The 21,828-nt window shown below is 68.4% G+C and carries 16 protein-coding genes and 2 tRNA genes; 2 read left to right on the forward strand and 16 right to left on the reverse strand.

Annotation, left to right across the window (positions count from 1 at the left end; genetic code table 11):
- Positions 1-71: 71 nt before the first annotated feature.
- The 9 genes from rodA to ACQEV2_RS14310 all read right to left on the reverse strand — a co-directional run bounded on the left by rodA (position 72) and on the right by ACQEV2_RS14310 (position 12,059).
- Positions 72-1,271 (reverse strand): rod shape-determining protein RodA, encoded by a 1,200-nt coding sequence (gene rodA / locus ACQEV2_RS14270; RefSeq protein ID WP_433040014.1) that lies wholly within the window; start codon positions 1,269-1,271, stop codon positions 72-74.
- A complete protein-coding gene (mrdA, locus tag ACQEV2_RS14275) occupies positions 1,268-3,529 on the reverse strand; it encodes a penicillin-binding protein 2 (protein ID WP_433040016.1) in 2,262 nt (753 codons plus the stop codon). The genes rodA and mrdA overlap by 4 nt, the downstream gene beginning before the upstream one ends.
- Positions 3,530-3,714: 185 nt before the next feature.
- Positions 3,715-4,395, reverse strand: a complete 681-nt coding sequence (mreD, locus tag ACQEV2_RS14280) for a rod shape-determining protein MreD (protein ID WP_433040018.1) — start codon at positions 4,393-4,395, stop codon at positions 3,715-3,717.
- 13 nt (positions 4,396-4,408) lie between these two features.
- Entirely contained in the window at positions 4,409-5,434 is a 1,026-nt protein-coding gene (gene mreC, locus ACQEV2_RS14285; RefSeq protein WP_433040020.1) for a rod shape-determining protein MreC, read from the reverse strand.
- Between the two features lie 197 nt (positions 5,435-5,631).
- Positions 5,632-6,651, reverse strand: coding sequence for a rod shape-determining protein (locus ACQEV2_RS14290; RefSeq protein ID WP_004931372.1), 1,020 nt, complete (start codon positions 6,649-6,651; stop codon positions 5,632-5,634).
- A gap of 268 nt (positions 6,652-6,919) precedes the next feature.
- Positions 6,920-7,333 carry a nucleoside-diphosphate kinase gene (gene ndk / locus ACQEV2_RS14295; RefSeq protein ID WP_004001296.1) on the reverse strand — a complete coding sequence of 138 codons (414 nt, stop codon included), beginning with the start codon at positions 7,331-7,333 and terminating at the stop codon, positions 6,920-6,922.
- A gap of 65 nt (positions 7,334-7,398) precedes the next feature.
- Entirely contained in the window at positions 7,399-7,755 is a 357-nt protein-coding gene (locus ACQEV2_RS14300; RefSeq protein ID WP_433040023.1) for a DUF4233 domain-containing protein, read from the reverse strand.
- 8 nt (positions 7,756-7,763) lie between these two features.
- Complete coding sequence (gene folC, locus ACQEV2_RS14305; protein WP_433040025.1) at positions 7,764-9,266, reverse strand: bifunctional tetrahydrofolate synthase/dihydrofolate synthase; 1,503 nt, start codon at positions 9,264-9,266, stop codon at positions 7,764-7,766.
- A 168-nt stretch (positions 9,267-9,434) separates the two neighbouring features.
- A complete protein-coding gene (locus ACQEV2_RS14310; RefSeq protein ID WP_433040027.1) occupies positions 9,435-12,059 on the reverse strand; it encodes a valine--tRNA ligase in 2,625 nt (874 codons plus the stop codon).
- A 136-nt stretch (positions 12,060-12,195) separates the two neighbouring features.
- Between ACQEV2_RS14310 and ACQEV2_RS14315 the strand changes: the two genes are divergently transcribed.
- Complete coding sequence (locus ACQEV2_RS14315; RefSeq protein WP_433040029.1) at positions 12,196-13,191, forward strand: hypothetical protein; 996 nt, start codon at positions 12,196-12,198, stop codon at positions 13,189-13,191.
- Positions 13,192-13,850: 659 nt separating this feature from the next.
- Here ACQEV2_RS14315 and clpX read toward each other — a convergent pair.
- The 5 genes from clpX to ACQEV2_RS14340 form a co-directional block, all read right to left on the reverse strand.
- Complete coding sequence (clpX, locus tag ACQEV2_RS14320; protein ID WP_126392213.1) at positions 13,851-15,137, reverse strand: ATP-dependent Clp protease ATP-binding subunit ClpX; 1,287 nt, start codon at positions 15,135-15,137, stop codon at positions 13,851-13,853.
- Between the two features lie 180 nt (positions 15,138-15,317).
- The gene (locus ACQEV2_RS14325) at positions 15,318-15,998 is read right to left on the reverse strand and encodes an ATP-dependent Clp protease proteolytic subunit (RefSeq protein ID WP_433040031.1); all 681 of its coding nucleotides are present in this window, start codon (positions 15,996-15,998) and stop codon (positions 15,318-15,320) included.
- Between the two features lie 51 nt (positions 15,999-16,049).
- The gene (locus tag ACQEV2_RS14330) at positions 16,050-16,658 is read right to left on the reverse strand and encodes an ATP-dependent Clp protease proteolytic subunit (protein ID WP_380858657.1); all 609 of its coding nucleotides are present in this window, start codon (positions 16,656-16,658) and stop codon (positions 16,050-16,052) included.
- A 315-nt stretch (positions 16,659-16,973) separates the two neighbouring features.
- Positions 16,974-18,368 carry a trigger factor gene (gene tig / locus ACQEV2_RS14335; protein ID WP_433040032.1) on the reverse strand — a complete coding sequence of 465 codons (1,395 nt, stop codon included), beginning with the start codon at positions 18,366-18,368 and terminating at the stop codon, positions 16,974-16,976.
- Positions 18,369-18,580: 212 nt separating this feature from the next.
- Positions 18,581-18,657, reverse strand: a tRNA-Pro gene (locus tag ACQEV2_RS14340).
- A 166-nt stretch (positions 18,658-18,823) separates the two neighbouring features.
- Between ACQEV2_RS14340 and ACQEV2_RS14345 the strand changes: the two genes are divergently transcribed.
- A tRNA-Gly gene (locus tag ACQEV2_RS14345) sits at positions 18,824-18,894 on the forward strand.
- A gap of 74 nt (positions 18,895-18,968) precedes the next feature.
- Here ACQEV2_RS14345 and ACQEV2_RS14350 read toward each other — a convergent pair.
- Positions 18,969-21,083 (reverse strand): protein kinase domain-containing protein, encoded by a 2,115-nt coding sequence (locus ACQEV2_RS14350; protein ID WP_433040034.1) that lies wholly within the window; start codon positions 21,081-21,083, stop codon positions 18,969-18,971.
- 91 nt (positions 21,084-21,174) lie between these two features.
- On the reverse strand, positions 21,175-21,369 hold the full coding sequence (locus tag ACQEV2_RS14355) for a hypothetical protein (RefSeq protein ID WP_030044846.1): 195 nt from the start codon (positions 21,367-21,369) through the stop codon (positions 21,175-21,177).
- Positions 21,370-21,828: the final 459 nt, after the last annotated feature.

The raw sequence follows: 21,828 nt of genomic DNA on the forward strand, positions 1-21,828 counted from the left end.
GGCTTATCGCCCCTGAACCCCAGGTAACCAACTGGGCCCACCACGGCGCCTGAACGGCCCACCGCCGAGGCCTACGCAGACATGGGACGCTGCACCCGGATCGACTGCAGCAACCCCACCGCCACCCACACCGCGAACATCGACGACCCGCCGTACGACACGAACGGCAGCGGCAGACCGGTCACCGGCATGATGCCCAGCGTCATCCCGATGTTCTCGAACGACTGGAAGGCGAACCACGCCACGATCCCCGCCGCGACGATCGTCCCGTACAGCTCGGTCGTCTCGCGCGCGATCCGGCAGGCCCGCCACAGGATCACGCCGAGGAGCAGGATGATCAGCCCGCCGCCGATGAAGCCCAGTTCCTCGCCCGCCACCGTGAAGACGAAGTCGGTCTGCTGCTCCGGCACGAACTGGCCGGTCGTCTGCGAGCCGTGGAACAGCCCCGCGCCCGTCAGCCCGCCCGAACCGATCGCGATCCGCGCCTGGTTGGTGTTGTAGCCGACGCCCGCCGGGTCGAGCTCGGGGTTGGCGAAGGCGGCGAAGCGGGCGATCTGGTAGTCGTCCAGGACGCCGAGTTGCCAGACCGCGATCGCGCCGATCGTCCCCGTGCCGATCAGCCCGAAGACCCAGCGGTTGGAGGCACCGGACGCGAGCAGCACGCCCAGCACGATCACCACCATCACCATGACCGAGCCGAGGTCGGGCATGAGCATCACGATCAGCATCGGCACGGTGGCCAGGGCCAGGGCCTGCACGACCGTGCGATGGTCGGGGTACTGCTTGTCCCCGGCGTCCACTCTCGTCGCCAGCAGCATCGCCATGCCCAGGATGATCGTGACCTTCACGAACTCCGAGGGCTGCAGCGAGAAGCCGCCGGGGAGCTTGATCCAGGAGTGGGCGCCGTTGATGGTGGAGCCGAGCGGGGTGAGCACGAGCAGGATCAGGAAGACCGAGACGCCGTACAGGATCGGCACGGCCGTGCGCAGGGCGCGGTGGCCGAGCCAGACCGTGCCGATCATCAGGGCGAAGCCGATACCGGTGTTGAGCAGATGCCGGATCAGGAAGTAGTACGGGTCGTCCTGGTTGAGCTCGGTGCGGTTGCGGGTCGCCGAGTAGACGAGGAGCGTGCCGAGCAGCGACAGGGCCAACGCCGACAGCAGTATCGGCCAGTCGAGCCTGCGGGCGAGCGAGTCGCGGGCGAACAGGCGGGTCCAGCCCGCTCGTTCGGGCCCGTACCCGGAGACCTGGAAGCTGTTGGCGCCGGTCATGTGAGCATCCTCCGGCTTCCCCGCCTGCGGTTCCTGTGCCGCCTGCGCCGTGTGTCGCGGTTCTCGGCCGTCGGTGTCGCCACCGTGCCGGCGAGCTGCTGCTCGTCCGGAGCGGCCTCGCCCTCCTGGCTGGCCCGCTGCTCCTTCGCCGGGTCCTTGGCGACCTTCGGCGAGGCGATGGTGCCGTCCGTCCGGACCTTCGGCAGGCTCTTCTGCGGCTTCGGCAGCAGTGCGTTCTTCTTGTTGATCGTGCCGTCGTCGGAGACGCCGTACAGCGCGTCGTAGATGTTGCGCACGGCCGGACCCGAGGCGCCGGAACCCGTACCACCCTGGGAGATCGTCATGACGACCGCGTAGTCCTTGGTGTACGTGGCGAACCACGAGGTCGTCTGCTTGCCGTAGACCTCGGCGGTACCGGTCTTGGCGTGCATCGGGATCTTGTCCTGCGGCCAGCCGACGTCCGCGAACCGCCAGGCGGCGGTACCCCGGGTGGCGACGCCGGCGAGGGCGTCGTCCATCGCGGCCAGCGTCTGCTTGCTTATGGGCAGCCTGCCGTGCGACTTGGGCTCGATCTCCTGGACGGACTTGCCGTCGGCGCTGATGACGGCCTTGCCGACGGTGGGGTCGTACAGGGTGCCGCCGTTGGAGATGGCCGCGTAGATGGTGGCCATCTGGATGGGGGTGACCAGGGTGTCGCCCTGTCCGATGGAGTAGTTGACCGAGTCACCGGCACGCAGCCGATTGCCTTCGAGGCAGTTCTCGTAGGCGATCTTCTCGGCGTAACTGCCGTCCTTCTTGCCGTACTTGCACCAGGCGTCCTTGTTGGCCTTCCAGTACGCCTGCTTCCACTGGCGGTCCGGAATGCGGCCGGTGACCTCGTTGGGCAGGTCGATACCGGTCTCCGCACCGAGGCCGAACTGGTGCGCCGTCTTGTAGAACCAGTCGTTGGCGTTCTTCTTCGGCTTGGTGCCACCGTCACGCTTCCACTCCTCATGGGAGAGGCGGTAGAAGACGGTGTCGCAGGAGACCTCCAGGGCCCGGCCCAGGCTGATCGGGCCGTACCCCTTGGACTCGAAGTTCTTGAAGACCTGGCCGCCGATCGAGTAGGAGCTCGAGCATTCGTAGGGGCCGTCGAAGGAGTAGCCGGCGTTGACCGCGGCGGCCGTGGGGACGACCTTGAAGATGGAGCCGGGGGCGGACTGGCCCTGGATCGCGCGGTTGAGCAGGGGGTAGTTGGAGGACTTGCCGGTGAGCTTCTTGTAGTCCTTGGCGGAGATGCCGCCCACCCAGGCGTTGGGGTCGTAGGTCGGGTTCGATGCCATGGCGACGATGCGGCCGGTCTTGGCCTCCATCACCACCACCGCACCGGAGTCGGCCTTGTAGCGCTCGTTGGTGTTGCGGTCCCACTCCTGGCGGGCCTTCTTCATCGCGTCGTTCAGCTCGTACTCCGCCACCCGCTGCACGCGGGCGTCGATGCTGGTGACGAGGTTGGAGCCGGCCTTGGCGGCATCGGACTGGGCCTGGCCGATCACCCGGCCCAGGTTGTCGACCTCGTAGCGGGTGACCCCGGCCTTGCCGCGCAGCTCCTTGTCGTACTGGCGCTCCAGACCCGAGCGGCCCACCTGGTCCGAGCGCAGGTAGGGCGAGTCGGAGTCCTGGGCCTGTTTGATCTCCTCGTCGGTGACCGGGGAGAGGTAGCCCAGCACCTGGGCGGTATTGGCCTCACCCGGGCTGGGGTAGCGGCGCACCGCCTGCGGCTCGGCGGTGATGCCGGGGAAGTCCTCGGCCCGCTCACGGATCTGCAGGGCCTGCTTGGGGGTGGCCTCGTCGGTGATCGGGATCGGCTGGTACGGCGAGCCGTTCCAGCACGGCTGCGGCGTCTGCGCATCACACAGCCGCACCTTCTCCCGTACCTCCTTGGGCGCCATGCCCAGCACACCCGCCAGCTTCGTCAGCACCGCCTCACCGTCGTCCGGCATCTTCAGCAGATCCGTCCGCGAAGCGGACACGACGAGTCGCGTCTCGTTGTCCGCCAGCGCCACACCACGCGCGTCCAGGATCGAGCCGCGCACCGCCGGCTGCACGACCTGCTGGACATGGTTGCCCGACGCCTCCTTGGCGTAGGCGTCGCCCTCGCGGATCTGCAGGTACCACAGGCGTCCGCCGAGGGTGCCGAGGAGGGAGAGGACGAGGATTTGGATGACGACGAGCCGGATCTGGACGCGCGGCGTCCGGCCCGTCTCGGGGATGTTGGTCACTGCGGCTGCCTCCCCCTCTCAGTGCGTGGACGAATGCGTGCCGTACGCGTGCGGATGTACGTGTGCGGAACACGAGTGTCTGAGTACGAGTGATGAATGCGAGTGTGTGTGTACGAGTGAGGAACGACTGGCCTGCGAGGCCCGGTTCCTCCTCGGCTCACTCGTTCCGGTGAACTCTCCTGCGGTCACAGCCGCTTGACCCCCTTGATGCGCCCGGCGCGCGCCGTTCGCGCCTTCACCGCCTTCACCTTCAGACCGCCCAGCCCGCCGCGCTGACTGCCGATGCGCAGGCCGGTGCCACCCGAGAGCCAGCCGGAGGAGATGTTGGGCTTCTTCGCCTGGGAGTTGGTCTCGGCGAGCGGGTCGTTCTCCGCGCGCCGGGCGAGCGCCATGATCCCGGGGACGACGAACGGCGCGAGCAGCAGGTCGTAGAGCGCGGCCGTGAACAGCAGGCTGCCGAGGCCGACATGGCGGGCGGCGGTGTCCCCCACGAGGGCGCCGACACCGGCGTACAGCAAGGTCGAGCCGATCGCGGCGACGACCACGACGACCATCGGTCCGGTGGCGGACTTCAGCCGGCCGTTCTCCGGCTTGACGAGCCCGGCGAGGTACCCGATGACGCACAGCACCAGCGCATAGCGGCCGGCGGCATGGTCGGCGGGCGGGGCGAGGTCGGCGAGCAGGCCGGCGCCGAAGCCGACGAGGGCGCCGCCGACATGGCCGTAGACCAGGGCGAGGCCCAGCACGGTCAGGAGCAGCATGTCGGGGACGGCGCCCGGGAGGTGCAGCCGGGCCAGGACGCTCACCTGGAGCACCAGGGCGACGACGACCAGGGAGGAGGAGAGCAGGATTCGGTTGACGCGCATGGGGCTTCAGCTCCTACTGCTCTTGCTCGTACTGATTCTGGCCGTCGACCGGAGGCTGGTACTGACCGTCGGCCTGGGGCTGGTTCTGGCCGTCCGCCTGAGGCTGGTCCTGGCCCTCGCCCGGGACCTCGGCGCCCGGCGTGACGGTGACCGTCACGGTCGGCGTCGGGGTCGGCTCGGGTTTGTCGGGGAGCACCGCGTCGCGCGGGTCCTTCTCCGGGGCCTGGACGACGACGCCGACGATGTCGAGCTTGCTGAAGCCGACGTACGGCGTGACATACAGGGTGCGGGTCAGGTTGCCGCCGGACGGGTCGACACGCGAGACGACACCGACCGGGACGCCGGGCACGAAGGGCTTGTCCGCCTGCGAGCCGAAGGTGACGAGGCGGTCGCCCTTCTTCACCTCGGCCTTGCCGTTGAGGAGTTCGACGCGCAGCGGACGGTCGCCCTGGCCGGAGGCGAAGCCGAGTTCGTCGGAGGACTCCATGCGCGTGCCGACGGTGAAGTCGGGGTCGTTGGCGAGGAGCACGGTCGCGGTGTTCGGGCCGACGGTGGTGACCCGCCCGACGAGCCCGTCCCCGTTCAGGACGGTCATGTCGCGCTGGATGCCGTCGTTCGCGCCGGCGTCGATGGTGATCGTCCAGGAGAAGCCCTGGGCCGCTCCTATCGCGATGACCTCGGCGCCCTTGATGCCGTACTGGCCCTCGCCCGCGATCTTCAGCATCTTGTCCAGCTGCTTGAGACGGCTGCGGTTGCGGTCGTCACTGCCGAGCTTCGCCTTGAGGGCGGCGTTCTCCTGCTCCAGCTGGGCGAGCCGGTCGTGGCGCTCGCCGGAGTCACGGATCGCGGCGACCGCGTTGCCGACCGGGTTCACTGCGGCCGACACGCCGTCCTCGATCGGGCCGAAGACCGTGGCGGCGGCCTGACGGGCACCGTCGACCGGTGAGTCCTCCCCGCCGCGGATGTCGACCGTGATCAGCGCGAACGCGATGGCGATCAGCAGCACCAGGAGCAGCCGGCTCTCTCGTGTGTCCCTCACGTGCGGCGGCCGTGCCCTTCCTCATAGGAATTCGGGAAACCCCGGGAAAACCCGAGGGCTTCTGTACACGAAGTTTGTATGCGGAGTTGTCTGCGAGGTTTCGAGGTTTCGAGGCTCATCGGTGAGCTTATGCCTCTATATCAACGATCCGCCGTACGAGAGGAGATCATCCCGTACGGCGGAATCGAAGAGTTACGTCATCTGCGCGGCTGGGCGTCCAGCACCTGCTGCAACGCCTCGAACTCCTCGACACACTTGCCGGATCCGAGCGCCACGCTGTCCAGCGGGTCCTCGGCGATGTGGATCGGCATGCCGGTCTCCCGGCGCAGCCGCTCGTCGAGGCCGCGCAGCAGCGCTCCGCCGCCGGTCAGAACGATTCCTCGGTCCATGATGTCGCCGGACAGCTCCGGCGGGCACTTGTCGAGGGTCGTCTTCACGGCGTCGACGATCGCGTTGACCGGCTCCTCGATGGCCTTGCGGACTTCGGCCGCGGAGATGACGACGGTCTTCGGCAGCCCGGAGACGAGGTCCCGGCCGCGGATTTCGGTGTGCTCGTCAGCGTCGAGATCGTACGCAGAACCGATCGTGATCTTGATCTGCTCGGCCGTCCGCTCACCCAGCAGGAGCGAGTACTCCTTCTTGATGTGCTGGATGATCGCGTTGTCCAGCTCGTCGCCCGCGACGCGGATGGACTGGGCGGTGACGATGCCGCCGAGGGAGATGACCGCGACCTCCGTGGTGCCGCCGCCGATGTCGACCACCATGTTGCCCGTGGCCTCGTGGACCGGCAGGCCGGAACCGATGGCCGCGGCCATGGGCTCCTCGATGATGTGCACCTGACGGGCGCCGGCCTGGGACGACGCCTCGATGACGGCGCGGCGCTCGACGCCAGTGATGCCGGAGGGCACACAGACGACGACCCGCGGGCGAGCCAGATACCGCCGCTTGTGGATCTTCAGAATGAAGTAGCGGAGCATCCGCTCGGTGATCTCGAAGTCGGCGATCACGCCGTCCTTCAGCGGACGTACGGCAACGATGTTGCCGGGCGTGCGCCCGATCATCTTCTTCGCTTCGGCACCGACCGCGAGGATGCCACCGGTGTTGGTGTTGATCGCGACGACGGACGGCTCGTTGAGTACGATCCCGCGACCCCTGACGTACACCAGCGTGTTGGCGGTCCCGAGGTCGACAGCCATGTCACGGCCGATGAACGACATTGAGTTCCCCATCAGGATTCGTCTGGCCTTCCTGGGAGCTTTTGACGGCTTTTCAGGTCGGCGAAGTGGGTGCTGTGACGTGAAGGCTTCTATCGTAGACGCGCCTTCGCGAACACTGCGGGAGGGTCTTCGCCATTGTCAGCAGATGGCGAACCGCCCCGCTTGTGGAGACGGGCCATCGGGGGCACTCGTTCCCTCGATCGCCACGCATATGCCGCAGGGCGGCCGGGTTTCTACGACCGCCCCAGATCAGGCCCGGTTAAGGGGCTCAGGCGCGCCCCGGGAAGAAGATCTTCACCTCGCGCTCGGCGGACTCCTCGGAGTCGGAGGCGTGGATGAGATTCTCCCGGACGATCACGCCGTAATCACCCCGAATGGAGCCAGGCGCGGCGGCGATCGGGTCGGTCGGGCCGGCGAGCTGACGCAGCCCCTCGATGACCCGCTCACCCTCGACGATCAGGGCGACGACCGGGCCGGAGGCCATGAACTCCACCAGCGGCTCGTAGAAGGGCTTGCCCTTGTGCTCGCCGTAGTGCTGCTCCAGGGTCTCCTGGTCCAGGGTGCGCAGCTCCAGCGCGGTGATCTGCCAGCCGGCCTTGCGCTCGATACGGCTGATGATCTCGCCGGTCAGGCCGCGACGGACGGCGTCGGGCTTGAGCAGGACGAGGGTGCGCTGGGTCACGGGAGGGCTCCTTCTTACAGCCGGGGTGCGGTGGGATGAGGTTACAGGGCGTGTCCGGGCGCCTGTTACGCAGCGTCAGGCGTGGAGGAGTCCGCTTGTGCCGCGAATCTCGCCTTCGCCTCGTCGACCTTCCTGCCGAAGTGCACCGAAGCCCACCACAGTGCCGCGAACACCACGCCCAGGAAGAACATGGTCGGGACGATGAAGCCGGAGGCGATGAGGGCGATCTGAAGGGCCCAGCCGAGGGCGACGCCGCCGGGGCGGGTCACCAGGCCGCACAGCAGCAGGCACAGGAACATCGCGATGCCGCTGACCGTCCACACCTGCGCCATGGACAGATCGGGATCCTTCATGGCGACCAGACCGGCGAAGCCGATGACGAAGAACTCGCCGATCAGCGTCGAGGAACAGAGCGTACGCATCTTCCGACTCAGCCCTTCCCCAGCAGCAGCCGGGCTTCGCCGACCGTGATGACGGACCCGGTGACCAGCACTCCGCCGCCCGCGAACTCGCCCTCCTCCTCGGCCAGCGTGATCGCGGCCTCCAGGGCGTCCGGCAGCCGCGGCTCGACCTGCACGCGCTCCTCGCCGAACACCTCGACGGCGATCGCGGCGAGTTCGTCGGCGTCCATGGCGCGGTGGGAGGAGTTCTGCGTGACGACGACCTCGGCGAAGATCGGCTCGAAGGCCTCGAGAAGCCCGCGGACGTTCTTGTCGCCGCTCGCGCCCACGACCCCGATCAGCCGGCTGAAGTCGAAGGCCTCCCCGATCGCCTCGGCGGTGACCCGCGCGCCGGCCGGGTTGTGGGCGGCGTCCAGCACGACGGTCGGCGACCGCCGTACGACCTCCATCCGCCCCGGCGAGGCGACGGAGGCGAAGGCCTTGCGGACGGTGTCGATGTCGAGCGACTCGGCCCGCGCGGCGCCGACGCCGAAGAACGCCTCCACGGCGGCCAGGGCCACGGCGGCGTTGTGCGCCTGGTGCGCGCCGTGCAGCGGCAGGTACACCTCCGGGTACTCACCGCCCAGTCCGCGCAGGGCGACCAGCTGCCCGCCGACGGCGACCTGCCGCGACACGACCCCGAACTCGAGCCCCTCGCGGGCCACCGTGGCGTCGACCTCCACGGCCTTCTTCAGCAGCACCTGCGCCGCGTCCACCGGTTGCTGGGCCATGATCACGGTGGCGTCCTGCTTGACGATGCCGGCCTTCTCGGCGGCGATCTCACCGGGAGTCTCACCGAGCCGGTCGGTGTGGTCGAGGTCTATGGGCGTCACCACGGCGACGTCGGCGTCGATGACGTTGGTCGCGTCCCAGGAGCCGCCCATGCCCACTTCCACGACGGCGACGTCGACGGGCGCGTCCGCGAAGGCCGCGTACGCCATGCCCGTGAGCACCTCGAAGAAGGACAGGCGGTACTCCTGCGAGGCGTCGACCATCTCGACGTACGGCTTGATGTCGTTGTACGTCTCGATGAAGCGCTCGGCGGAGATCGGTGCGCCGTCGAGGCTGATCCGCTCGGTGATCGACTGGACGTGCGGGGAGGTGTAGCGGCCGGTACGGAGCTCGAAGGCGCCGAGGAGGGCCTCGATCATGCGGGCGGTCGACGTCTTGCCGTTGGTGCCGGTGATGTGGATGGAGGGGTACGAGCGCTGCGGCTCGCCCAGCACGTCCATGAGCGCGGCGATGCGGGCGACCGAGGGCTCCAGCTTGGTCTCGCCCCACCTCGTCGCGAGTTCCGCCTCGACCTCGCGCAGGGCCTTGTCGACCTCGGGGTCCTCGGGCCGCGCGGGCACTTCGGCGCTCGGCGGGCCGCCCTGGGTGCGCAGGGTGCGGCTGCCGGCCTCGATGATCGCGAGGTCGGGGTCGCGGTCGGTCTCGGCCGCGATGATCTCTTCGAAGGAGTCGAGGGGGTCGGGCTCGTTCTGGTCGCTCACGGGGCCAGTCTACGGAGGGGGACTGACAGGGCGCCCAGGGAGTGGGATGGCATGTCTTGTCAGGCGGGTGCGGGTGCGTTGTGGCTGGTCGCGCAGTTCCCCGCGCCCCTGAAGACGCCAAGGCCCCCGGCGCTTACACAGCACCGGGGGCCTTCGCCGTACAAACACCTACGCCTGCGGCAGCCGCTCCAGCTGCGCAGCAATCCGCGCGATGTCCTCATCGGCCTTCGCCAGACGGCCGCGGATCTTCTCCACCACCTGGTCCGGCGCCTTCGCCAGGAATGCCTCGTTGCCGAGCTTGGCCGTGGCCTGGGCCTTCTCCTTCTCGGCCGCCGCCAGGTCCTTCGCGAGGCGCTTGCGCTCGGCCGCGACGTCGATGGCGCCCGAGAGGTCCAGCGCGACCTCCGCGCCCCCCACCGGCAGCGTCGCCGTGGCCGTGAAGGACTCGCCCTCCGGCTGCAGGCGCAGCAGCTGGCGGATGGCCGGCTCGTGCGGGGCGAGTGCGGTGGCGTCGAGGGTCAGGCGGGCCGGGACGCGCTGGCCCGGCTGCAGGCCCTGGTCGGCGCGGAAGCGGCGGACCTCGGTGATGACCTGCTGGAGCGTCGCGATCTCCTGCTCGGCCGCCGCGTCACGGAAGCCACTGTCCTTCGGCCACTCGGCGATGACGACCGACTCGCCGCCCGTGAGCGTGGTCCAGAGCGTCTCCGTGACGAACGGGACCACCGGGTGCAGCAGCTTCAGCGTGACGTCCAGGACCTCGCCGAGAACGCGCTTGGAGACCTCCGCGGCCTCGCCGCCCGCGGCGAACGTCGTCTTCGACAGCTCGACGTACCAGTCGAAGACCTCGTCCCACGCGAAGTGGAAGAGCGCGTCGGACAGCTTGGCGAACTGGAAGTCCTCGTAGAACGCGTCGACTTCGGCGACGACCGAGTTCAGCCTCGACAGAATCCAGCGGTCCGTCGAGGACATCTTCGACGGGTCCGGCAGGGGCCCGTCCACCGTCGCGCCGTTCATCAGCGCGAAGCGCGTGGCGTTCCAGATCTTGTTGGCGAAGTTGCGGGAGCCCTGGACCCAGTCCTCGCCGATCGGGACGTCGACACCGGGGTTGGCGCCGCGGGCGAGAGTGAAGCGGAGCGCGTCGCTGCCGTACTTGTCCATCCAGTCCAGCGGGTTGACCGCGTTGCCGAAGGACTTCGACATCTTCTTGCCGAACTGGTCGCGGACCATGCCGTGCAGGGCGATGGTGTGGAACGGCGGGGTGCCGTCCATCGCGTACAGGCCGAACATCATCATCCGGGCGACCCAGAAGAAGAGGATGTCGTAGCCGGTGACCAGGACGGAGTTCGGGTAGAACTTCGCGAGCGACTCGGTCTGTTCGGGCCAGCCGAGAGTGGAGAAGGGCCACAGGCCGGAGGAGAACCAGGTGTCGAGGACGTCGGTGTCCTGACGCCAGCCCTCGCCGCTCGGCGGCTCCTCGTCCGGGCCGACGCAGACGACTTCACCATTCGGCCCGTACCAGACCGGAATACGGTGACCCCACCACAACTGCCGCGAAATACACCAGTCGTGGAGGTTGTCGACCCAGTCGAAGTACCGCTTCTCCATCTCCTGCGGATGGATCTTGACCCGCCCGTCACGGACCGCGTCACCGGCCGCCTTCGCGAGCGGACCGACCTTGACCCACCACTGCATGGACAGACGCGGCTCGATGGTGGTCTTGCACCGCGAGCAGTGGCCGACGCTGTGGACGTACGGCCGCTTCTCGGCGACGATCCGGCCCTCGGCACGCAGCGCGCCCACGATGGCCGAGCGGGCCTCCAGGCGGTCCAGGCCCTGGAAGGGGCCGTGGGCCGTGATGACCGCGTGCTCATCCATGATCGTCAGCGACGGCAGCTCGTGGCGCTGGCCGATCTCGAAGTCGTTCGGGTCGTGCGCCGGGGTGACCTTGACGGCCCCCGTGCCGAACTCGGGGTCGACGTGCTCGTCGGCGACGACCGGGATACGGCGGCCGGTGAGCGGCAGCTCGATCTCGCGGCCGACGAGGTGGCGGTAGCGCTCGTCCTCGGGGTGAACGGCGACCGCGGTGTCACCGAGCATCGTCTCGGCACGGGTCGTCGCCACGACGATGGAGTCGTCGCCCTCGCCGTACCGGATGGAGACGAGCTCACCGTCGTCGTCCTGGTACTCGACCTCGATGTCCGAGATGGCCGTCAGACACCGGGGGCACCAGTTGATGATGCGCTCGGCGCGGTAGATCAGCTCGTCGTCGTAGAGGCGCTTGAAGATGGTCTGGACGGCCTGGGAGAGCCCCTCGTCCATGGTGAAGCGCTCGCGCGACCAGGCGACACCGTCACCGAGGCGCCGCATCTGGCCGGAGATCTGCCCACCGGACTCGGCCTTCCACTGCCAGACCCGCTCGACGAACGCCTCACGGCCCAGGTCGTGCCGGGACTTGCCGTCCTTGCCGAGCTCCCGCTCGACGACGTTCTGCGTGGCGATACCGGCGTGGTCCATGCCGGGCTGCCACAGCGTCTCGTAGCCCTGCATGCGCTTGCGGCGGGTGAGGGCGTCGATGAGGGTGTGCTCGAAGGCGTGCCCGAGGTGCAGGCTGCCGGTGACGTTCGGCGGCGGGATGACGATGGTGTACGGCGGCTTGTCGCTCTTCTCGTCCGCCTCGAAGTAACCCCGCTCTACCCAGCGCTCGTACAGCGGCCCCTCTACGTCGGCCGGCGCGTACTGGGTCGGCAGTTCGGTGTCGGGCGCTGGTGGCTGCTGCTGAGCGTTCTCGGTCACGGGCTCAGTTTAGGGGTGTCCCGGGCGTGTCCCGAAACGCGTTTGTTCTGTAACGGTGGGCACCCCGATGCCGTGCGCCCCCTGTGTTTGCGCCAGGATGTCGTGAACGCATAAGCATCTGGAGGGGAACCCAGAAATGAGCTACAACCAGCCGGGCCCGTACGGCGGGCAGCCCCAGCAGCCCGGACCGTACGGCCAGCCGGGCCCGTACGGCCAGCAGCCGCAGGCGCCCCAGCCCGGCTACGGCTACCCCCAGCAGGCTCCTCCGGCCCAGCCCCAGCCCCAGCCCGGCTACGGCTACCCGCAGCAGCCCCCGCAGGGCGTCCCGCCCCAGCAGCCGTACGGCCAGCAGCCCGGCTATGGCCAGCAGCCGCCGTACGGCCAGGCGCCGTACGGGGTGCCGCAGCCGCCGGCCCCGGGGGGTGGCGGCAAGAAGGCCGGCCTGATCATCGGCGCGGTGGCGGTTGTGGCCGCGATCGCGGTCGGTGCGTACTTCGCGCTCGGCGGCAGCCGTGGCGGCGGGGGCAGCCTGGCGGACGACGGGGCGCACAAGCTGGCTACGCCGGAGAAGCTGCTCAGCGAGTACACGCGTGCCACCAAGGCCGGGCAGAGCGTCGGTGGGGCCAACAACACCGCCGAGGACCTGGAGAAGAGCGGCGTCAAGAACGGCGAGAGCGTCGTCGGCATCTACTCGACGGCGGACCTGAGCGGCTACGACCCCCAGGACCCGACGGGCACCGCGCCCGACCTGTCGGAGCTCGCGACGGCCAAGGGCATCACGTACTTCGGCGCATACGGCGAGATCGCCGACCCCGAAGCGGCCCTCGACAAGTTCTTCACCGACTTCAAGAAGTCGTCCCAGGAGTCTTCCTCCAGTTCCTCCAGCACTGGCAGGACCGAGTTGGTCGGTGACCCCGAGGCGGTCGACCTCGACGGCGCGGTCATGAAGTGCCAGGCGGCCAAGGGGCAGGACCTGATGACCAAGAAGGAAAAGACCGACTGGTTCTGCGCGTGGGCCGACTACAGCACGATCGCCATGGTGTCGCCGGGTGACGCCACGACAGGCATCACCAAGGATGTGGCGGTCGACATCACCACGAAGGTGCGCCAGGAAGTACGCGTCAAGGCCTGAGGGCCGGGCTCGGCAACATTAAGGGCGCCCGAGGGGCTTCGGCGGGCGCCCTTCATGTTGCACGTGAATCGCACACAGCTGCATTCAGGTGAGCAGATGCTGTTCGAACCGGAATCTCAGACGGCTCGACAGGCCTGATACGCGTGGCTGTCCCTCACACCTGAGTTGATCAGTCCTGCGGAACACACCTGTACTGTCGCGGGAGATCCTGCGTACTTGCAGGCCCCCTTGACCCTGGGACCTACGACGTAGTCCTTCGATGCTATGTAGTTTTCACAGTACGAAGGTCCATAGGCACTAGCCGGTGTGGCTGCCACCAAGGGCAAGGCTCCCGCAGCCGCCGTCACACACAATGCCGTCATCACACGCCTGAGCTTCATGCTCGTATCTCCCGTTTGGTAGCCGCAAGTTGGTCACTCTTGCCGCGAGCAAGGAGATCATCTGCTCGGTGAGGGTTTCCAGAAGACAGAGCAGCATGGCGCGAAGTCCACTCACGTCCCGCCACTGCCTGACCGAATCCGGGAGCCTGGGCCCCCGAGGCGAGTCCTGGCACTCGTGCGGGAATGCCAGCCATCACCCGCGTCGGCGCCACGTGGCTCACAGGGCTGTCTCCTGGGCAGCCGATTGTCAGCCTGGAAGACGGCACGTCTGCATGGCGCCTACGCCGTCTTCTGCTCCCCCGGCCCCCGCCCCCGCGCATCCCGCGGAATCAGCGTCGGGTTCACGTTCGAGTGGACGACGTCCGCCGTGATGACGACCCGGGCGACGTCCTTCCGCGACGGCACCTCGTACATCACCGACATCAGGACCTCCTCCATGATGGCCCTGAGCCCACGCGCGCCCGTCTGGCGGAGGATGGCCTGGTCGGCGATGGCCTCCAGGGCCTCGCGTTCGAAGTCGAGTTCCACGCCGTCGAGTTCGAAGAGGCGCTGGTACTGCTTCACCAGGGCGTTACGCGGCTCGACGAGGATCTGGAGCAGGGCCTCCCGGTCGAGGTTGTGCACGCTCGTGATCACAGGCAGTCGGCCGATGAACTCGGGGATCATGCCGAACTTGACCAGGTCCTCCGGCATGACGTCCTCGAACTGGTCCTTGGCCTCCAGCTCGCGCTTGGAGCGGATCGTCGCGCCGAAGCCGATGCCCTTGGCGCCGGCCCGGGACTCGATGATCTTCTCCAGGCCCGCGAACGCGCCGCCCACGATGAACAGGACGTTCGTCGTGTCGATCTGGATGAACTCCTGGTGCGGGTGCTTGCGGCCGCCCTGGGGCGGGACCGAGGCCGTCGTTCCTTCGAGGATCTTGAGCAACGCCTGCTGGACGCCCTCGCCGCTCACATCTCGCGTGATCGACGGATTTTCACTCTTGCGCGCGACCTTGTCGATCTCATCGATGTAGATGATCCCGGTCTCGGCCTTCTTGACGTCGTAGTCGGCCGCCTGGATCAGCTTCAGCAGGATGTTCTCGACGTCCTCGCCGACATAGCCGGCCTCCGTGAGCGCCGTCGCGTCGGCGATCGCGAACGGGACGTTCAGCATGCGGGCCAGGGTCTGGGCGAGCAGGGTCTTGCCGGAGCCCGTGGGGCCCAGCAGGAGGATGTTGGACTTCGCCAACTCGATGGCGTCCTCGCGGCTTTGACCGCCGCCGTTCTCGCCGGCCTGGACGCGCTTGTAGTGGTTGTAGACGGCTACGGAGAGCGCCTTCTTGGCTGCTTCCTGGCCGACCACGTACCCCTCGAGGAACTCGTAGATCTCGCGCGGCTTGGGCAGTTCCTCCCAGCGGACCTCACTGGTCTCCGCGAGCTCTTCCTCGATGATCTCGTTACAGAGATCGATGCACTCGTCGCAGATGTACACACCAGGGCCTGCGATGAGCTTCTTGACCTGCTTCTGGCTCTTGCCGCAGAACGAGCACTTGAGCAGATCGCCGCCGTCACCGATGCGTGCCACGGTGTGCTTCCCCTTCGCCTGGGAGACGACTGGACGTTTCGAATCCAGCGGCTCCTGGTGCTGCCTTATGTCCGACGGTACCTTGCCTGGCCCCCCGTTCGGGCCCCCCTTGGCGCGGTTCACTTTGACGTGCACCGTCCCAAACCGTGCCAAGGGGCAGCAGACAATACCGGGTCCGCGTCAGCGAACCTCGGCGTTGTTCATCTTTCGCGTGGAGATGATCTGGTCGATCAGCCCGTACGTCAGCGCGTCCTCGGCCGTGAGGATCTTGTCGCGCTCGATGTCCTCGCGGATCTTCTCGATCGGCGTGGTGGAGTGCTTGGCCAGCATCTCCTCCAGCTGCGAGCGCATCCGCAGGATCTCGTTGGCGGCGATCTCCAGGTCGGAGACCTGGCCGCGGCCCGTCTCGCTGTACGGCTGGTGGATCAGCACGCGGGCGTTCGGCAGCGCCATGCGCTTGCCGGGCGTGCCGGCGGCCAGCAGGACGGCGGCGGCGGAGGCCGCCTGGCCCATGCAGACCGTCTGGATGTCCGGCTTCACGAACTGCATCGTGTCGTAGATGGCCGTGAGCGCGGTGAAGGAGCCGCCGGGGCTGTTGATGTAGACCGAGATGTCGCGGTCGGGGTCCATCGACTCCAGGCACAGCAGCTGCGCCATGACGTCGTTGGCGGAGGCGTCGTCGATCTGCACGCCGAGGAAGATCACGCGCTCCTCGAAGAGCTTCGCGTACGGGTCGTACTCGCGGATGCCCTGCGAGGTGCGCTCGACGAAGCGGGGGATCACATAGCGGGACTCTGCGACGGGCACCGTGCTCTCGGCGCGTGCGCGGTCGTACAGGCCGCTGCCGGGGAAGTCGTTCACTGTCTGTCTCCTAGGGGCTGAGGCGGTCGGCTGGGGGCGCTGCAGGGGGTCTCAGGCCGCCCCGGTGCCGCCGCCGCCCGGCATGCCGGCGGCCGTGGGGATCACGTCGTCGATGAGGCCGTACTCCTTGGCCTCGAAGGCGTCGAACCAGCGGTCGCGGTCCGAGTCACGGGTGATCTGCTCGACCGACTGGCCGGTGTGCTGCGAGGTGAGCTCGGCCATGCGCTTCTTGGTGTGCAGCAGCCGCTCGGCGTGGATCTTGATGTCGGAGGCCGAGCCGGCCAGACCCGCGGAGGGCTGGTGGATCAGGATCTCGGCGTTCGGCAGCGCGAAGCGCTTGCCGGGGGTGCCCGCGCTGAGCAGGAACTGGCCCATCGAGGCCGCGAGGCCCATGGCGATGGTCACGACGTCGTTCTTGATGTACTGCATGGTGTCGTAGATCGCCATGCCGGCCGTGATCGAACCGCCCGGGCTGTTGATGTACATGTAGATGTCCTTGTCCGGGTCGGCGGCAAGGAGCAGCAGCTGTGCGGTGATCTTGTTCGCGATGTCGTCGTCGACCGGCTGGCCGAGGAAGATGATCCGCTCGTTGAGCAGCCGGTTGTAGACATGGTCGCCGAGGCCACCGCCGATGGAAGGCTCGCCGGCGGCGGAGGGCATCAGATTCGTCACGTATCCACCTGCTCGTCTTGCGACGGCGCCGGGCCGTCTTACGTCTTCTGCGGGCAACGGGGGCTCCCCTGCCCTCATACTCATGGACCCTAACGCGCAGGCCGGGCAGTGCCATCCCGGTTCCGTGAGTGTTCGCCGGGGGCGTAGCGCCGTGGGGGCTTCGATGCGCGGAGGGCTGCGGGTCCGTCGTGGCCGTTCGCGCAGTTCCCCGCGCCCCTCGGCGGCGCTGCCCAGCCGCACGAAGAAGGGCCCCGGGGATTGTGTCCCCAGGGCCCTTCCTACGAGCTACGCGGCGCCGTGGGCTCAGCCCTCGGTCTTCTCCTCGTCAGCGGCGTCAGCGGTGCCCTCGGCGGCCTCAACGGTCTCCGTGGCCTGCTCGACCTCGTCCTCGTCGTCCAGGTCGATGATCTCGCCGTTGGTGTCCTTGACCACGGCCTTCTCGACCACGACGGCCAGGGCCTTGCCGCGGGCGACCTCGCCGACCAGGAGCGGAACCTGGCCGCCCTCGACGACCGCCTGGGCGAACTGGTCGGGGGACATGCCGGAGGAAGCGGCGCGGCGCATGAGGTGCTCGGTGAGCTCCTCCTGGTTGACGTTCAGCTTCTCCTGCTTGACGAGCTCGTCGAGCACGAACTGGGTCTTGATGCCCTTGACCGCGGCCTCGCGGGTCTCGGTCTCGAACTCCTCGGCGCTCTTGCCCTGGATCTCCAGGTACTTGTCGAGGGTGAGGCCCATCTGGCCGAGCTGGTGGTGCTCGAGGTTGTGCTTACGGGTGTTGATCTCGTCCTCGAGCAGCTTCTCGGGGACGGGCACCTCGACGAGCTCCAGCAGCTTCTCCAGGACGCGCTCCTGGGCCTGCGTGGCCTGGTCGTACTGCTTCATGTTCTCCAGGCGCTTGCGGCTGTCGGCCTTGAGCTCCTCGAGGGTGTCGAACTCGGAGGCGAGCTGCGCGAAGTCGTCGTCCAGCTCGGGCAGTTCGCGCGCGGCGACCTGGGTGACCTTGACGGTGACCTCGGCCTCCTTGCCGGCCGCCGAGCCGCCCTTGAGCTCGGAGGTGAAGGTGGCCTCGCCACCGGCCTCCAGGCCCTTCACGGCGTCGTCGATGCCGTCCAGCAGCTCGCCGGAGCCGATCGTGTAGGAGACGCCGTTGGCGACGCCGTCCTCGAGGACCTCGCCGTCGACCTTGGCCTCGAGGTCGATCGTGACGACGTCGCCGTCCTCGGCGGCGCGCTCCACCGGGGAGGTGGAGGCGAAGCGCTCGCGGAGCTGCTCGACCGACTTCTCGACGTCCTCGTCCGTCACCTCGACGGCGTCGACCTCGACCTCGATGCCGGAGAAGTCCGGGATCTCGATGGCCGGGCGGACGTCGACCTCGGCGGTGAAGTTCAGCGTCTCGCCGTCCTTCAGCTCGGTGATGTCGACCTCGGGCTGGCCCAGGACGTTGAGCTCGGCCTCGTTGACCGCCTCGGTGTAGAACTTCGGAAGCGCGTCGTTGACCGCCTCCTCCAGGACCGCACCGCGGCCGAACCGCTGGTCGATGACGCGGGCCGGGATCTTGCCCTTGCGGAAGCCCTTCACCGTGACCTGCTGGTTGATCTTCTTGTACGCCGCGTCGAGGCTGTCCTTGAGCTCCTCGAAGGGCACCTCGACAGTGAGCCGAACCCGGGTCGGGTTCAGGGTCTCCACGGCGCTCTTCACGGTTCGGTCTCCTTGTGGCTGACTTCTTGGTTTCTGCCGGAGCCAGACTGGTCCGGCGGATTCGCCGCCCGGAGGACTTCGTGACTTCGTACGGAGAGACACACGGGCGTGCAGCTTGCATAGTAACGGCAGCGGCGACACGCCCCAAAGGCGATCACTCGACGCGATCACACGAGGTCGTCGCGCATGTGGCCGGTGTTGACCGGTCCTCGTGGTCGGGGTGGCGGGATTTGAACCCACGGCCTTCCGCTCCCAAAGCGGACGCGCTACCAAGCTGCGCCACACCCCGTGCTGGTGCGACACGTAGGGTACATGCCCGCAGGCAGTGGGGCCGCCGCATTTCCCCGGCACCGGCCGACGGGCGGCGCGTGCGGCAATCGGGTGTGCGTCGAGGGGGCACGACCCGCTACGATGCCTGCAGTGCCGCGGTCACCTGACCTGCGGCGCGTCCCTGTGCGGGCGTAGCTCAATGGTAGAGCCCTAGTCTTCCAAACTAGCTACGCGGGTTCGATTCCCGTCGCCCGCTCTGTACGGCCGAGGGCCCGGTTCTGCGGAACCGGGCCCTTCGCATGTCGCGGGCGTCGTGGCGCGGGTTCGGTCTCACAGGTTCCGTACGTCCACGGAGTACACCGAGCGGATGCCGTACGGGACGTACAGGGCGTCGCCGTGCAGGACGGGGGTGGAGCCGGTGTAGACGAAGACGGGGTCGACTCGGGCGTCGCGGCCGGGGACGCTGTGGGTCTCCTTGCCGGTGCGGCGGTCCAGGGCGGCGAGGCGTCCGCCGGGGGAGGCGAGGAAGACGTGGGAATCGGAGATCGCCGGGGCCCCCGGGCGTTCGACGGAGGAAGGGGTGCTCCAGAGGGTGCGGCCGGTGGCTGGGGCGACGGCGCGGACCTCGCCGCTGTTGAGCGTGAAGTAAAGCGTGTCGTGGCTGAGCACGGCCCGGGAGCCCGTGGGCACGGCGAGGGCCAAGGAAACCTGACGGTGAGCGGTGCCGTCGGCGTCGAGGAGGGTGACGCGGCGCTGGGCCGGCAGCGTCTCGTCGTACTCGGACTTCGCGAGCAGCACGAGGTGGCCGCCGCTGCGGCCGGCCAGTGTCAGCGCGCCGGGGAGTTCGGCCGTCCAGCGGGCCTTGCCGGTGGCCGGGTCGAGCCGGGCGATGTCGGTGCGCTTGCCGTCGGCGTCGGTGCACAGGAGGTAGCCGATGCCGGCCGCGGTGCGCAGCGTGCACGTGTCGCGGGCGGGTGCGGAGCGTTTCCAGCGGGGCTTGCCGGTGGCCGGGTCCAGGAGGACGTACGTGTTGTCCTCCCCTTCGAAGAGCACGAGCAGGCCCTCGTCGATGAGCTGGGCGCTGCCGGACAGCGCCGAGGGCGGCATGCCGCTCAGGCTCCTGCTCCACAGCAGGGCTCCGGTGCGGGCGTCGAGGGCCTGCACGGCATACTCCGACGTCTCGCGGTTGCGGGCCCGGTTCGCGAAGGTGAAGACCCGGTGCTCCGCCGCGCCGAGCAGCTCGCCCTCGTCGCTGCCGGCGTCCGGGTCGGGGCGGTCCGCGACCGCGTGGCTCCAGTCGATGTCGCCGGTGGCGAGCGAGAAGCGGACGGCCTTGATGCTGTCGCCCGCGCAGATCAGGCCGCCGTCGAGAGCGGCGCAGGACGAGAAGGGGCCGGTGTCGCCGCCGTCCTTGTTTCTGTCCTTGGTCTGCCATGCCCGCCATCCGGTGGGCAGGTCGTGCTCGACCGGGGTCGGCTCGGCGTTGACCGCCACGAGCGTCAAGGTGGTCGCGGCGGCCAGCAGCAGGGCGCCCAGTGCCGAGGCGAGGAGCAGTCGTCCGCGGTGTCGGCGGCGGGGCGCGGACGGCTCATCGGCGGCGCTGTCACCCTCCGGTTCGGGGCACGGGTCGGGCAGGTGGCCGTCGCGCAGGAGGGTGAGGAGTTCGTCTGTGGTGGGGCGGGACTTGGGGTGCTTTTCCAGGCAGAGACGGATGAAAGGGAGCAACTCGTCCGGTACGCCGTCGAGTTCCGCGTCGCCGTCGACGACCCGCACGGCCGTCTCATAGGGGCTCGGGCTGTCGAACGGGCCGTGGCCGGTGGCGGCGTACGCGAGGACCGAGCCGAGGGAGAAGACGTCGGCGGCCGGGCCCACGTCCTGCGGGGAGGAGAACTGCTCGGGGGACATGAAGGGCGGGGTGCCCATCACCCGGCCGGTCTGGGTGAGGACGTCGGAGGCCGCGAACTCGGCGGCGCGGGAGATGCCGAAGTCGATGACGCGGGGGCCGTCCTCGGCGAGCATCACATTGGCCGGTTTCAGGTCCCGGTGGACCATGCCGGCGCGGTGGATGTCGCGCAGCGCCTCGGAGAGGCCGGCGGCGAGTTCGCGCAACTTCGGCAGCGGCAGGGGGCCGTGGCGGCGGACATGGGTGCCGAGGTCCTCGCCGGGGATGTAGAGCGTGGCCATCCAGGGGCGCGGCGCGTCGGCGTCCGCGTCCACGACGGGGGCCGTGAAGGCGCCGCTGACCTGGCGGGCGGCGGCCACCTCGCGGCGGAAGCGGATGCGGAATTCGTCGTCGTCGGCGTACTGCGCGTGCACGACCTTGAGGGCGAGGCGGCGGCCGGAGGCGGAGCGGGCCAGGTAGACCACGCCCATGCCACCGGAGCCGAGGCGGTCCTCGATGCGGTAACCGCCCACCTCCGCCGGGTCCGTCTCGCGCAGCGCCATCCCGTACGTCCCCCGTTCCGCACCGTCGTTCCGTAACGTTCGACGATCACGAACGAGGGTATCCGTACCCCTTCAGGCCACCCCACGGACCCTAGAACTGGATGGAGTTGATGGTCTCGGCTATCGAGTTGAGGAACCGCTGGATGTCGTCGGCCATGCCGGTCGAGGCGAGGAAGAAGCCGAACAGCACGGCGACGACGGCAGGGCCGGCCTTCAGGGATCCGCCACGGATCAGCACCACCAAGATGATCGCCAACAGCAGTACCACTGACAGCGAAATGGCCACAACAGATCACACCCTCGGTCGGTCCGCTCTCCCGGCCCGGGGACGCGACCCCGCGCACCCCCGCCAGAACCATCGTGCCACCAACCGGGCCCCGCTATGCGGCACGTGACGTTTCGTTCGCCACACCTGTGCCGGATCCGTGCGGGTCCGTTGCGCGGACGGACCTCTCCCGTTGTGCCCGTACGGCTTTTCGACCGACCACCCGCACAGGGAATTCGACGGGATCGTTTCCATCGCCACACAACGTGTTCGCAGGCATTTCGAATTCTTGGCGTGCCGATCATTGGACCGGAGTCATCACGCGGACATCTCCTGACCATATGCACCTTTTAGTCAGGATGAATCAGGACAAGGAGGGCGACCAACAGGTGTCCGACAGGTGCATGTTCGTTGTACACGCGTCGTCGCGCGCAATAACCACGAATGACCTCGGGGGTTTTACGAAATCACACAGGCAAC

This window comes from Streptomyces sp. CA-251387 (assembly GCF_050936625.1).
Classification (GTDB): domain Bacteria; phylum Actinomycetota; class Actinomycetes; order Streptomycetales; family Streptomycetaceae; genus Streptomyces.

Bases quoted from the DNA above. Each gene is read 5' to 3' on its own strand.
- rodA (WP_433040014.1), bottom strand. From the start codon at position 1,271: ATGACCGGCGCCAACAGCTTCCAGGTCTCCGGGTACGGGCCCGAACGA.
- mreD (WP_433040018.1), bottom strand. From the start codon at position 4,395: ATGCGCGTCAACCGAATCCTGCTCTCCTCCTCCCTGGTCGTCGTCGCC.
- ACQEV2_RS14290 (WP_004931372.1), bottom strand. From the start codon at position 6,651: ATGTCGTTCATCGGCCGTGACATGGCTGTCGACCTCGGGACCGCCAAC.
- ACQEV2_RS14300 (WP_433040023.1), bottom strand. From the start codon at position 7,755: ATGCGTACGCTCTGTTCCTCGACGCTGATCGGCGAGTTCTTCGTCATC.
- ACQEV2_RS14315 (WP_433040029.1), top strand. From the start codon at position 12,196: ATGAGCTACAACCAGCCGGGCCCGTACGGCGGGCAGCCCCAGCAGCCC.
- ACQEV2_RS14330 (WP_380858657.1), bottom strand. From the start codon at position 16,658: ATGCCCTCCGCCGCCGGCGAGCCTTCCATCGGCGGTGGCCTCGGCGAC.
- ACQEV2_RS14350 (WP_433040034.1), bottom strand. From the start codon at position 21,083: ATGGCGCTGCGCGAGACGGACCCGGCGGAGGTGGGCGGTTACCGCATC.